Raw genomic sequence first — 12,963 nt, forward strand, 5'->3', positions numbered from 1 at the left:
TATTTCGGTGAATTTCATAACTTCCCAAAGCCGGACAAATTAATCATACCAGCAGATGGATAAATTTTTCAAAGAAGCCGTAGAACAGGCCAAAAAAGGATATGCAGAAGGCGGGATTCCTATCGGTAGCGTGCTGGTGCACAACAACAAGATCTTAGGCAAGGGCCATAACAAAAGGGTGCAGAAAGGCAGTGTGATCCTCCACGGCGAAATGGATGCCCTTGAAAACGCGGGCAGACGGCCTGCCAAAGTATACCGGAATTCGGTATTATACACCACTCTTTCTCCCTGCCCGATGTGTTCAGGCACTATTCTTCTTTACGGCATTCCAAAAGTTGTCATAGGCGAAAACAAAACTTTTAAGGGCTCAGAAGATCTCTTAAGAGCCAATGGCGTTGAGGTGATTGTATTGGACGACAGGGAATGCAGAAAATTAATGGAGGATTTCATTAGAGAAAAGCCCGAATTATGGAATGAAGATATAGGTGAGTAAAAAGCCCTTGCTGCCCCCGGCAATTCTTAACTCTCTGTATAAACTTATTTAACAGCTCCCCTTACCTATTAATTAAAGAGATCACCTTCCGACTTAACTCAAAAGCCATTTGAATATTATCTTCTGTACGATTACCTCAGTCCCACAATTTTTGAGTTTTTAATGTTTAAAATAGGTGTTTTCAACTAATGAATTCATCCTCTTTTAGCACTACTTTCAATCACAACTTAATCACTAATCTAAAAATTAATCAATATGAAAACTCGAGGTTATTTCATGTTCTGTTTGTTGATTATTATTTCCGCCTGCAACAATGATGATGAAGGAAACAGTACTACTCCAACCAGGGCAAACTTCACCCTTACGATTGAAAATGTTGCAGAAGCAAAGAGCTTCATCCACTCAGGCGTATTCAACACTCCCGATGGTGATGACGCAACGGGTCCCGCAACGCCCGGAAAAGAATATGAATTCAACATTGATGCCGGACGAAGCCAGAGCCTTACTTTTGTAACGATGCTGGCGGCAACAAACGACCTGTTCTTTGGTCCCGGAGGGGAAGGAATTGCTCTATATGATGAAATGGGAGACCCCATTACCGCCAATGTCACCAGCCAGGTCTATCTGTGGGATGCAGGCACCGAGGTAAATGAAGAGCCTTTTGTGGGGCCTAATACCGTTTCGAAACAAGCTTCGGCGAACACTGGAGAAGATGAAAACGGCAATGTGTTAAAGATCGGGGATGTCACCACCGGTTTTGAATTTGATTACCCCGCGGTCTCTGACCTTATTGAAGTTAGTATCACTCATATTCAGGATACCCGGTTTCGGGTTAATATCGAGGTTTTGGCCACGGCAGAACTGGAAACCAGCGAAGGTACGGTGGCAGCTCCTATCTCGCCCGGAGTCTGGGTGGTTCACAATGGCAACAATCCTCTCTATACCGAAAATGAACCAGATTTCGTACAGGGCGTGGAAGCCATTGCAGAAGATGGCAACCCGGCTGCTTTAGGCGCTTATGCAGAAGAAAATACCGGGGTTACTTACCCTATCTCCCCGGGGGTATGGGTGCTCCACGAGAAAGGAACTTTTCCAATTTATAAATTAGGCACAGAGGATTATGGAGACGGCCTCGAAGCAATTGCGGAAGATGGCAATACAGAAATACTTTCCGAAAACCTCAGCAGCCTGGAGGGCTATATTACCGGAGGGGTATTTAATACCCCAACCGGGGCAGACGCCCCCGGGCCGTTACGTCCCGGCCACACTTATGAGTTCTCCTTTGAAGCAGAAGAAGGTGAAAACCTGTCTATTGCCACGATGTTAGCCGCAACCAATGATGTATTTATTGGAGCCATAGGAAGCGGAGTGATCCTGTTTGAGCCCGATGGAACGCCAAGAAGGGGAGATATAACCGGTAAATTCCTCCTCATAGATGCAGGCACAGAGCAAAACGAAGAGCCCGCCGTAGGCCCTAATACAGTCACCAATCAATTAGAAGCCAATACGGGAATTGAAGAAAACGGAACTGTGGCCCTCTTAAGCAACGTTGATGACGAACGCACTTATCCTTCGGTCAATCAGATCATAAAAGTGACGCTTACTCCGGACGAATAATTTTACAAGAAAACTGCTATAAAAAAAGCCGTTCAAAACTGAACGGCTTTTTACTATTTTTCATCAACCAAACTTTAGGACACTGCCTTCAGCTTATTGATCGTAGATTTATCAAGTTTATCTTCGGCATACTCCCTTGTAACCCTGAATTTGGATTCATTGCTTTCAGGCAGCTCGAACATTGCATCGGTAAGGATAGCCTCACACAGAGAACGCAATCCACGTGCTCCAAGCTTATATTCCACCGCTTTTTCCACGATATAATCCAAAGCTTCATCGGTAATATCGAACTCGATATCATCCATTTCAAACAGTTTTTTATACTGCTTTACAATAGCATTCTTCGGTTCGGTAAGAATTGACCTAAGAGTTTTCTTATCCAAAGGATTCATATAGGTAAGCGCAGGTAAACGCCCGATGATCTCGGGGATCAATCCGTAGTCTTTAAGATCTTTTGGAATAATGTACTTTAAAAGATTGGTTCTTTCTATAGAGTCTTCGCTCTTGGAAGCACTGAAACCAACTGCCTGCATATTCAAACGCTTGCTGATGTTTCTTTCAATCCCGTCAAAAGCACCACCTGCGATGAACAAAATATTTTCGGTATCTACCTCAATAAATTTCTGATCGGGATGCTTTCTTCCTCCTTTAGGCGGAACGTTTACGGTAGTCCCTTCCAATAGCTTGAGCAACGCCTGCTGCACGCCTTCCCCTGATACATCGCGGGTAATTGAAGGATTATCACTCTTACGCGCAATCTTATCTATCTCATCAATAAACACGATCCCACGCTGAGCTTTGTCAACATTATAATCGGCAGCCTGAAGCAACCTGGTAAGTATACCTTCAACATCTTCCCCCACGTATCCCGCTTCAGTCAATACAGTAGCATCAACTATAGCTAAAGGAACATTAAGCATCTTGGCGATGGTCTTGGCAATAAGGGTTTTCCCGGTTCCTGTTTCCCCCACCATCACAATGTTACTCTTCTGGATTTCCACATCATCTTCAGATGATGGCTGAAGCAGTCTCTTATAATGGTTATAAACAGCAACCGACATTACTTTTTTGGTAGCTTCCTGGCCTATCACATATTCATCAAGAAAAGCCTTGATGGTTTTAGGCTTGCTAAGCATAAGGTCTGAAGACAATTCCTTTGCCTCCCCCTGCTTGAGCTCTTCGAGAACTATCCCATGAGCCTGTTCAATGCAGCGGTCGCAAATGTGAGCGTCCAGACCGGCAATAAGTAAATTGGTTTCCGGTTTCTTCCTTCCACAAAAGGAACATTCTAATTCTTCTTTCGCCATTTCTTTCATTTTCCGGTTATCGGTTTCTGCTCTATAATATAATAAAGCTTAGCCGAAACCTATCCTTCTCTCGTTAAAATTTCATCGATCATTCCATACTCCTTAGCTCTGTCTGCCTTCATCCAGTAATCACGATCACTGTCTTCATAAACCTTGTCATAGGTTTGTCCTGAATGTTTTGAAATGATCTGGTACAATTCTTCCTTAAGGGTAAGGATCTCTCTGGCTGTGATCTCAATATCACTGGCCTGGCCCTGGGCTCCGCCTAAAGGCTGATGTATCATCACCCTTGAATGCGGCAATCCGCTTCTTTTCCCTTTTTCTCCTGCACAAAGCAGCACTGCTCCCATAGAAGCTGCCATCCCCGTACAGATCGTTGCCACATCGGGCTTTATGAACTGCATGGTGTCATAAATACCAAGTCCGGCATAAACACTACCTCCCGGTGAGTTTATATAGATCTGAATGTCTTTAGACGCATCTGTACTCTCAAGAAAAAGCAATTGTGCCTGTACTATATTGGCAACCTGATCGTTTATTGCGGTCCCCAAAAAGATAATACGGTCCATCATTAGCCTCGAAAAAACATCCATTGCAACAGCGTTCATCTGGCGTTCCTCAATAATATTGGGAGTCATCCCAACCGGAGTCATACTGCTTACAATTTCCTGGTAATAGTTACTATTAATTCCGTGGTGTTTGGTGGCGTATTTTTCAAACTCTCTTCCGTAATCCATCAATTTTTTATTTTTTAAAGATTCTTAATCAAGAACCCCTTTTTAAGCTAAAAAGGCGTTATCCCTATTAGGTTAACGCCTTAAAGATAGGTATAAATTTTAAAAAAGGCTTACTTGTAAATCTCTTTCACAAATTCTTCGTAAGTCAGCTCTTTTTCATCAAATTTCATATTCTCCTTGTAGAATTCAAGAAGTTTTTCGTTCATCAATTGTTCAGATAAACGCTTCACTTCATCCTGATTAGAAAGGATTCTTGCCGCGATATCATCAAGCTCTTTCTGTGAAGGATCCATCTGGCCAAACTGAGCCATCTGCTGCTTGATCTTATCGGTAGCAAAAGCCTTAAGATCTTCAAAGTTCACCTCAAGGTTGTTCTCTTTGATGATCTTTCCTTCGATCAACTGGTAACGAAGTCCTTTTTCGCTCTTTTCATATTCTTCTTTTGCTTCTTCCTCGGTCATTGGTTTTTCTCCAACGGTCTGGATCCACTTCTGAAGAAATTCTTTTGGAAGTTCAAAATCGGTCTTTTCGATCAAAGCTTCAGTAACATCATTCATCAACTGCTGATCGCTTTGCTGCTCAAATTGCTTGGCCGCATCCTCCTTGATCTTTTCCTTAAGCTCGGTAACGGTCTTTACCTGGTCTTTTCCGAAAAGCTTATCGAAAAGCTCCTGGTCAAGATCTGCAAGTTCTCTTTTGTTGATCTCAGAGATAGTGAATTCAACCTCTATATCAAGATCGTGAGCCTTATCGTGCTCGATCCCAAGATGCTGAATAAGCTCGTGATCGTCTTCAAAAAGATTTTTGGTCTTAAGTTTAAGGGTATCCCCTACTTTAGAACCAACAAATTTATTAAGGTTTCTCTTGCCTTTTACTTTTTCAAGTTCAACTGAAGTTTCTTTTTCGATCCCCTCTTCTTCATTCTTGAAGGTACCTGCAACAACATCTCCTTCTTCCACCTCATCTTTAGAGATCAGCTTTCCGTATTGTTTCTGAATAGATTCGATCTGGTTGTTCACCATCTCTTCATCAGCAACAATGTTATATTTTGTTACCGGTTTCTTCAGCTCAAGGTCAACATCAAATTCAGGAGAAAGTCCAAGTTCGAATTCGAAAGTGTAGTCTTCCTTATCCCAGTCAAAATTTTCCTGCTCCTTAGGGATAGGATTTCCTAAAACATCCAGTTTCTCCTCGGTAAGGTAGTTGTTCAGGGATTCCTGAAGAAGTTTGTTTACCTCATCTACCAACACAGCTTTTCCGTACTGTTTCTTCACCATTCCCATTGGCACGTGACCTTTTCTAAAGCCGGGAATATTGGCATTTTTACGGTAATCCTTTAATATCTTCTCTACTTTAGGGGCGTAATCGTCTTTAGCGATATCTACTTTTACTACCGCGTTCAATTCATCAATATTCTCTCTGGTAATGTTCATCTTGACTTGTTATAAAAATTGGAGTGCAAAATTACACTTTTTTCGGAAGCCCGCAAAGTTTCAAAACCTTGAATTTCAGCAAGCTCCTAATCTGATTTTAATAACGAGAATAAGATCGACTGAAAAAGGGACAGAAGAAGGCTGAATATTATGGCAATCAGCAACCCGTCTACCTGGAAACCACCTACAAAGGCATCGGCCAGCAAAATTATTATGGCGTTTATCACCAGCAGAAATAAACCAAGAGTAAGGATGGTTACCGGCAGGGTAAAGATCACCAAAATAGGTTTCACGATAAGATTTAGAATGGCCAGCACGATGGCTACAATTATAGCCGTAACATAACTGGCTACGTGGACTCCCGGAAGAAATTTTGCGAGAACCACTACCGCAAGAGCGGTAAGTAAAATTCTAAGTATGAAATTCATAATTTAATAAGTTGGTTGCTAACAAAAATGCAAAAAAAACGCCGGAATATTTCCGGCGTTTTTAAGTTTTTTATGAGTGCTTGTGATTATTGCACTTCATTATTATAGGTAATGGTACCAAAGTTACCCGGATCCAGCATAGGTACTTCTGAGCCATAAGTAGCATTTACCTCCATTATCATCTCGTTTGCGATAACTGCGTTACCCCTTGGAGTGAGGTGAATTCCGTCAAGAGAAAAAGCACCACCGGTTCCAAATTCATCGGTAAGTATGGTTCCGTTAACCTGTATCCCCTCACCAGCAAGCTTATCCAGCACAGCATTGGCATCTACAAGCGCAAGACCATTTGCCTCTGCAAGAGCCGAAATAGTAGCGTTATATGCGTTGGTGGCCGCTTCTATCTTACCAAGCTCTTCTTTATCCAAAGCATCTTTATCATCTATACCGCTTACGGCATTTATAACAAGCTCAGCTTCGGCCTCGGTAGGCTGTTGACCCTGTTGAAGTTTTCCGAGCACCTGCATTACTTCAGGGGTGAGCATTACAGAACCATAACCCTGTGCGAGTGCAGTTCTGTCTATAGTTAACAGAAGTAATTCCTCTTCTGTCATTTGTCTGAAACCTAAAGGATTCATCTCCGTTTTAGGAACATCTATAAGAAAACGATTCTCATCTGCCTTAAAGCTTATTGCATACTGAGCCGCTAAAGCAGCTGCCTGCTCCTGAGGAACTCCTTTCTGCATTAGTCCAGCAGCAAAGATCTGAGAAACCGCCTGGAAGTAGGCTGTTAGCTGTGCTGCCTGCTCTGCTTCGAGATCAAGAGCATCGTTTGGCACCGCTGTAAAATAAGGCACCGAAGTCACATCAGGAATATTGATAAGCACTCCTCCTGAAGCTGAAGCAGAAAGATTTTCCACCATCTGGCTGTAAACAGAGCCAAATACGTTAGGGTCTGTAATATCATTAGGACCGTAGGTTGAAGGATCGGTATTGTTGGTTTGATCCACACCTACTCCACCTGAAGTGGCATACCCAAGAACATCGTTATTTCCTATCCAAAGAGAGAAGAAAGTAGGCTCCTGCATAAGCGCATCCTTAATCACACTAGTTCCGGGAGAAGTTGCAAACCTCGCAAAATAAGGATTGGCAACACCGCCAGGCACACCAGCCACATTCCCATAGCCTTCAGCTACCAGGTGGAAGCTTTTAGCCCCGGGCACTCCCATATTATTGAAAGGCCCTTCCAGCGTATTTGTTACTTCGGTTGTAGGCGCAGCACCCCTGTAGCGTTGCGGGCTAGGCCCGGCCGCTCCAACAGCAAGCACATAACGGGTGTCTGCAATTACATTTCCGCCTAAGGTCAGTCCTCCGGCATTGTCATTCACATAAGGAATGGTGAATTCTTCAGTATCCTGAACAAGAGAAAACTGATTGGCCACAAGTTTAGGATAGGCATTCTCCTGCCCTGTAATGTAAAGAGCTCCATCTGCATAACCTGCAGTTAACGAATTTCCTAAAGCAACATAATTTGAAAAATCAGCCTGCCCCTTTGCATAGAAATTCTGATCTTCAATAGAGTTTTCAAAATCTGCCTCACAGGAAACAACCCCCAGAGCCAGTATCGCCATATATTTAAAGTAGTTCTTCATCTTTAAAAGTATTATAATTTATAAGTTATACCTAAACCAGGAATAAAAGCAACTGTCTTATACGTCCCCTCGAAAGAAGCTCTCTGACCTTCAGGTGTGGTATAATAATCGTAAGATTCGTCTATCTCATTAAATCTTGAATAAAGGAAAGATGCATCTATAGCAAGATTATCGTTCACATTAACAGAAAGTCCTGCAGTGAAGTTGTTGGAATCGTTACGCGGAGTTTCCGGCGCAAAGTATCCTGATTTTACCGGAGACTGGTCAAAATAGTACCCGGCTCTCAAAGTAAAGGTTTCGTTTGCAGTATACTGCACCCCGAACCTGTAAATAGAAGCATCCTCGTAGTTTCTTGGGTTATTAGAATCAGGAATGTTAGGATCGTCAAAATGAACATCAAGAGATTCATAAGTATCCCAGAAAGTTCTGTTATAATCGAACGCTACAAGCCATTTATCCAGGAACTCATAAGAAAGCCCAACAGAAAGCTCTGCCGGAAGAGGCAATGAAGCATCAAAGGTTGTATCGTTGAAAGGAGTTAAAGGCGAATTAGGTACATTCTCAAAATCTGCTTCCCCGTCTTCAGCGTCTACATTAATTTCAGAACGATAATTCACACCAATTCTAAGATCCTCCGTCGGGTTGAACATTGCACTCGCAGACCATCCCCAGGCACTAACTCCTGAAGCGTCTATGGTTACATTAGAACGATTGCCCTCAAGATCTGTAAGTGATCTGGTAAGGTTACGGTTAAAGTTAACAGCACCGTTCACATAGATAGGACCACCACCTACACTTAATTTTTCAGAAATCTTTACAGAAGCTAAGGCCTGTACGTAAATAGCCTGAAGTTCTATATCGTTAACCAAGTGAGATCCGGCCCAGTCTTTTGGCCATTTTACCGTACTCCCGTAAGGAGTATAGGCACTCAAACCTAAGGTAAGCCAGTCGCTGGCCTTATATGATGCGTAAACGTAAAAAGGAGTCTTTGTGGGGTTATCGGTAGTGGCAGATTGCCCTAAAGAAGTGTTTTGCCACGAAGTTTCGGTAAACACTGCACTTGCCCCAACAGCTACATTCAATTTATTCTCAAGATAAACCAGTCCGGCAGGGTTAAAAAAAGCAAGTTCTGCATTATTTACTACGGCCACACCTGCGTGTCCCATAGCTAATGAACGCTGCCCCTGAAGCGCAACACGGTATCCACCGGCATATGACACTGCAGCAACCAAACCAAACAAGGTTAGGAATAATAGTTTTTTCATAATTTAAATAGGATTAAAATTTGATAGATTTAAAAAGCATTGCCCAAATTTAGCATAAAATACATATTTTGCAACAAAAGAGGCTATTATATTATGCATACATAATATATTTAGAAAGGTTTTAAAGAAAGCGCATCACCGTCTTGTAAAAAGCATCCGGATTTTCTGCGTGAACCCAGTGTCCGGCCCCGGGAATATCAACTATTTCGGCATCGGTAAAGTGTCTCCTGATCTCTTCTTCGTCTTCAGGCAAGATGTAGTTGGACTTCTCTCCTTTTATGAACAGGGTGGGTTCGGTAAAGATATAACCATCAGGCAAAGCCTCCCCTATATTCTCTATATTAGATTTAAGCGCATCAAGATTCAGCTTAAGAGACAGCTTGTCTTTCGACTCTCTTGTAAGATTTTTCAGAAGAAAAAGGCGGATCCCTTTTTCTGAAACAAACTCTGAAAGGTATTTGTCAGCCTCCTTCCGTGAAGAAATATTCGCATTATCGAGTCTGGTAAGCCCATCCAAAATTTCCTGGTGATGCGGCTCGTAATATTTTGGTGCAATATCCACCACGATCAACTTCTCTACCAGGCCTGGATTAAGTGCAGCTGCAAGCATTGCAGCCTTACCTCCCATAGAGTGCCCCATCAAAATAATATCCTTAAGACCTTTTTGCCTGCAATATTCCTCGACATCTTCAGCAAGCAACTGATAACTAAACTCCTCGCTATGGGGACTTTTACCGTGGTTCCGCTGATCTATAAGGTGAACCTGGTAACCGGCATCGGCGAATTTCTTCCCCAGGGTCTTCCAGTTATCACTCATCCCAAGGAATCCGTGAAGTATTAAAAAAGCTTTTCCTTCTCCTAAGATATTGGAATGTAATTTCATCTATTTCAATCGCTTTAGATATTCCTGAATAGTTTTTTCAAAACCAAGATACAAAGCCTCAGAGATCAGGGCGTGCCCAATAGACACCTCGTCCAGATAAGGCATATTCTTCTTAAAGAACTCTATATTCTCAAGAGAGAGATCGTGCCCCGCATTAATTCCCAGGCCAAGTTCGTGGGCAAGTTTCGCGCATTCGGCATAAGGAGCTATCGCTTCTTCCCTGTTCTTTTCATAGTTTACCGCATAAGATTCCGTATACAGTTCAATACGATCGGTGCCCGTATCAACAGCTCCCTTAATCATTTCAGGTTCAGGGTCCACAAAAATGGAAGTTCTGATCCCTTTATTTTTAAACTCCCCTATCACCTGTGAAAGGAAGTCCTTATATTTAATGGTATCCCAACCGGCATTAGAAGTAATAGCATCTTCGGCATCGGGAACAAGTGTAACCTGAGCAGGCTTAGCCTCCATTACCAGTCCTAAAAACTTAGCCACCGGGTTTCCTTCAATATTAAATTCGGTAGTTACTTCAGGAGCAAGATCACGAACATCCTGATAGGTAATATGACGCTCATCCGGCCGGGGATGCACGGTGATCCCCTGTCCGCCAAAAGACTCAATATCCTTTGCCACCTGCAGCACATTAGGCATATTTCCTCCACGGGCATTTCTCAAGGTTGCCACCTTATTGATGTTTACGCTTAATTTCGTCATTTTTTGAGCTTTGAATTAACAAAAATACAAACTTGCAAATGCCCGAATGAATTTTATTTTAATTAATTTGCAGAAAAGGAGAACTGATTATGAATTTGAAGGAATATATAATTAACGATGTTTCGATCAGGAAATTCTCCGACAAGGTGAGTGAGATCCAGGAGCTTTTTAATCAGCTTACATACTCCCACCTGCCGGTAGAAAACAACGGCATCTATATGGGTTGTATTTCAGAAAATGACATCAGGTGTTTCGAAGCTGACAAAAAACTGGAGGACTACCAGTATGCCCTTGAGGGATTTTTAGTTCGCGACAACACCTACTGGTTGGATGTGCTGGAGGCTTTTGCACAGAATGACACGAACATCCTGCCTGTTTTAGACGAAGAGAACAATTATCTGGGGTATTACGAGCTTAATGAGATCATTGCCTTATTCAAGGAAACGCCGTTTTTTAATAATGCCGGAAATATCTTTGTGGTACAGAAAGGCGTAAAAGATTATTCCTTCAGCGAGATCTGCCAGATCATAGAATCTAACAACGCCCACCTGCTGGGAGCCTTTGTTTCAAAAATTGAGAACGATATGGCAGAGATCACAGTAAAAATAAATCCTTCAGGCATTAACGAGATCATTCAGTCTTTCAGGAGGTACGGGTACAATATCACATCTGAACACCGGGAAGACCATTTCAACAAAAATCTAAAAGACCGTTCAAAGTATCTGGACAAATACCTGAATATATAATTTATGAAAATAGGCATTTACGGTCAGTTCTATCATACTAACGCCGGGAAATACATCGGAGAGCTACTGGAGTTACTTGATCAGGAAAACATTGAAGTGTATATAGAAGAAAACTTTCTGGACCTCATCAACCTGAACAAAACCATTAAAAAACAGTACAACCACTTCAGGACTTTTGAAGAGCTTGACCAATCTTTCGACCTTTTTTTCAGCATTGGTGGTGACGGTACCATTTTGAAATCCATCAATTATATCAGGAATCTCAATATTCCCATCGTGGGAATAAACACAGGAAGACTTGGTTTTTTGGCTACCATCCAGAAAGAGGAAATCAACGAGACCATTCACACTATTTTGGAGAAAAAATACTCCGTTTCTCCGCGCACCGTACTCACCGTTGCCACCAATCCCGAAAGCAACGAAGCTATTTTTGACCACGTTGCGATGAACGAGATCGCGGTAAGCCGAAAGAACACTACCTCTATGATCACGGTAGACACCTGGCTTAACGACCAATATCTAACATCTTACTGGGCCGACGGGTTGATTGTGTCTACCCCCACCGGCTCTACAGGTTACTCCCTAAGCTGCGGAGGCCCTGTGATCACTCCCGATGCCGATTCCCTGGTGATCACCCCTATTGCTCCGCACAACCTGAACGCGAGACCACTGGTCATAAAAGACGACACAAAAATAACCCTGAAAGTTTCAGGAAGAGAGAACTCCCATCTTGTATCTATGGATTCCCGCCTCGCAACCTTAAAGAACAACACCGAAATTATTATCCGCAAGGCCGACTTCAACATCAATATGGTAGAACTCAAAGAAGACAGTTTCCTAAATACCCTACGCAAAAAACTGCTTTGGGGCGAAGATAAGCGCAACTAAGCAATAAAAGTTTTCAAAAACTGTTTATTAAAATGTACAAATCTGCTCAAATTATTGTAGAGCAAACATAATTGTTATATTTGCAAACTTTTGAAAACCTATGAGGTACCTAATAGCTATTGTATTAATGGTTGTTTTTGCGGCTGACACATACTCACAAACTTTTGAAGTGGGCCCGTTTGTTGGCGGAGCCAATTATATTGGTGATGTAGGAAGAACTAATTACATCTATCCGAATACACTTGTCGCGGGTGGCCTCGTAAAATGGAACCAAAGCCCACGTCATTCCTTCCGCCTGTCGGTTTTATACGCCAATATTCAGGCTAACGATAAAAAATCTGATGACCCAAGGAGAGTACAACGGGGATATTCATTTAATAACACTATTTTTGAAGGGTCACTGGGAATTGAGTATACCTTCTGGCATTTTGACCTGCACGAGGGAGCGCCGCAAAGCGCCCCTTATTTATATACCGGGCTAACATATTTTATGGCAGATCACCTTCAGCTTAAGAATGGCCCTACCGGGAACCTGGTAAACGAAGGAACCAACTGGGAATTTGCCATTCCTATGGTGTTCGGTTATAAAGAAACCATAACCAATTTTATGGTGGCAGGAATGGAAATAGGAGCCCGATATACGTTCACCGACAACTTGGACGGCAGCTGGCCTGAAGAGCTTTTAGGCGACCGTGCTCCCGATAAGGAATTCGGGAACACGAACACCAAAGATTGGTATGTTTTCACCGGGGTATACTTAACCTTTAACTTTGGAAGAAAACCTTGTTTTAGTCATTTTTAAT

At 42.5% G+C, this 12,963-nt stretch carries 13 protein-coding genes; 5 read left to right on the plus strand and 8 right to left on the minus strand.

Going from position 1 to position 12,963, the window contains the following annotated elements:
• The first annotated feature begins 55 nt into the window (after nucleotides 1-55).
• The gene (locus ACFQ3Q_RS00315) at nucleotides 56-493 is read left to right on the plus strand and encodes a nucleoside deaminase (RefSeq protein WP_380741801.1); all 438 of its coding nucleotides are present in this window, start codon (nucleotides 56-58) and stop codon (nucleotides 491-493) included.
• A 255-nt stretch (nucleotides 494-748) separates the two neighbouring features.
• Nucleotides 749-2,110, plus strand: a complete 1,362-nt coding sequence (locus tag ACFQ3Q_RS00320) for a spondin domain-containing protein (RefSeq protein WP_380741803.1) — start codon at nucleotides 749-751, stop codon at nucleotides 2,108-2,110.
• A 74-nt stretch (nucleotides 2,111-2,184) separates the two neighbouring features.
• Here the strand turns inward: ACFQ3Q_RS00320 and clpX are convergent, their stop codons facing one another.
• From clpX to ACFQ3Q_RS00360, 8 genes are all read right to left on the minus strand, one after another.
• Nucleotides 2,185-3,417 carry an ATP-dependent Clp protease ATP-binding subunit ClpX gene (gene clpX / locus ACFQ3Q_RS00325; protein ID WP_380741805.1) on the minus strand — a complete coding sequence of 411 codons (1,233 nt, stop codon included), beginning with the start codon at nucleotides 3,415-3,417 and terminating at the stop codon, nucleotides 2,185-2,187.
• Nucleotides 3,418-3,476: 59 nt separating this feature from the next.
• On the minus strand, nucleotides 3,477-4,154 hold the full coding sequence (gene clpP / locus ACFQ3Q_RS00330; RefSeq protein ID WP_380741806.1) for an ATP-dependent Clp endopeptidase proteolytic subunit ClpP: 678 nt from the start codon (nucleotides 4,152-4,154) through the stop codon (nucleotides 3,477-3,479).
• Between the two features lie 110 nt (nucleotides 4,155-4,264).
• The gene (gene tig / locus ACFQ3Q_RS00335; protein WP_380741808.1) at nucleotides 4,265-5,587 is read right to left on the minus strand and encodes a trigger factor; all 1,323 of its coding nucleotides are present in this window, start codon (nucleotides 5,585-5,587) and stop codon (nucleotides 4,265-4,267) included.
• 86 nt (nucleotides 5,588-5,673) lie between these two features.
• Entirely contained in the window at nucleotides 5,674-6,015 is a 342-nt protein-coding gene (locus ACFQ3Q_RS00340; protein WP_380741810.1) for a phage holin family protein, read from the minus strand.
• A gap of 86 nt (nucleotides 6,016-6,101) precedes the next feature.
• A complete protein-coding gene (locus tag ACFQ3Q_RS00345) occupies nucleotides 6,102-7,664 on the minus strand; it encodes a G-D-S-L family lipolytic protein (protein WP_380741811.1) in 1,563 nt (520 codons plus the stop codon).
• A gap of 11 nt (nucleotides 7,665-7,675) precedes the next feature.
• Complete coding sequence (locus tag ACFQ3Q_RS00350; protein WP_380741813.1) at nucleotides 7,676-8,929, minus strand: OmpP1/FadL family transporter; 1,254 nt, start codon at nucleotides 8,927-8,929, stop codon at nucleotides 7,676-7,678.
• A gap of 121 nt (nucleotides 8,930-9,050) precedes the next feature.
• Nucleotides 9,051-9,812, minus strand: coding sequence for an alpha/beta fold hydrolase (locus tag ACFQ3Q_RS00355; RefSeq protein WP_380741815.1), 762 nt, complete (start codon nucleotides 9,810-9,812; stop codon nucleotides 9,051-9,053).
• Nucleotides 9,813-10,526, minus strand: a complete 714-nt coding sequence (locus ACFQ3Q_RS00360) for a pyridoxine 5'-phosphate synthase (protein ID WP_380741817.1) — start codon at nucleotides 10,524-10,526, stop codon at nucleotides 9,813-9,815.
• Nucleotides 10,527-10,615: 89 nt separating this feature from the next.
• Between ACFQ3Q_RS00360 and ACFQ3Q_RS00365 the strand changes: the two genes are divergently transcribed.
• The 3 genes from ACFQ3Q_RS00365 (at nucleotide 10,616) to porG (ending at nucleotide 12,962) form a co-directional block, all read left to right on the plus strand.
• Nucleotides 10,616-11,272 (plus strand): acetoin utilization protein acuB, encoded by a 657-nt coding sequence (locus ACFQ3Q_RS00365; RefSeq protein ID WP_380741819.1) that lies wholly within the window; start codon nucleotides 10,616-10,618, stop codon nucleotides 11,270-11,272.
• 3 nt (nucleotides 11,273-11,275) lie between these two features.
• Entirely contained in the window at nucleotides 11,276-12,160 is an 885-nt protein-coding gene (locus ACFQ3Q_RS00370; protein ID WP_380741821.1) for an NAD kinase, read from the plus strand.
• 100 nt (nucleotides 12,161-12,260) lie between these two features.
• Nucleotides 12,261-12,962, plus strand: coding sequence for a type IX secretion system protein PorG (porG, locus tag ACFQ3Q_RS00375; protein WP_380741822.1), 702 nt, complete (start codon nucleotides 12,261-12,263; stop codon nucleotides 12,960-12,962).
• Nucleotide 12,963 lies beyond the last annotated feature (1 nt).

Source organism: Salegentibacter chungangensis (assembly GCF_042678405.1).
In the GTDB taxonomy this organism is placed as follows: Bacteria; Bacteroidota; Bacteroidia; order Flavobacteriales; family Flavobacteriaceae; genus Salegentibacter_A; species Salegentibacter_A chungangensis.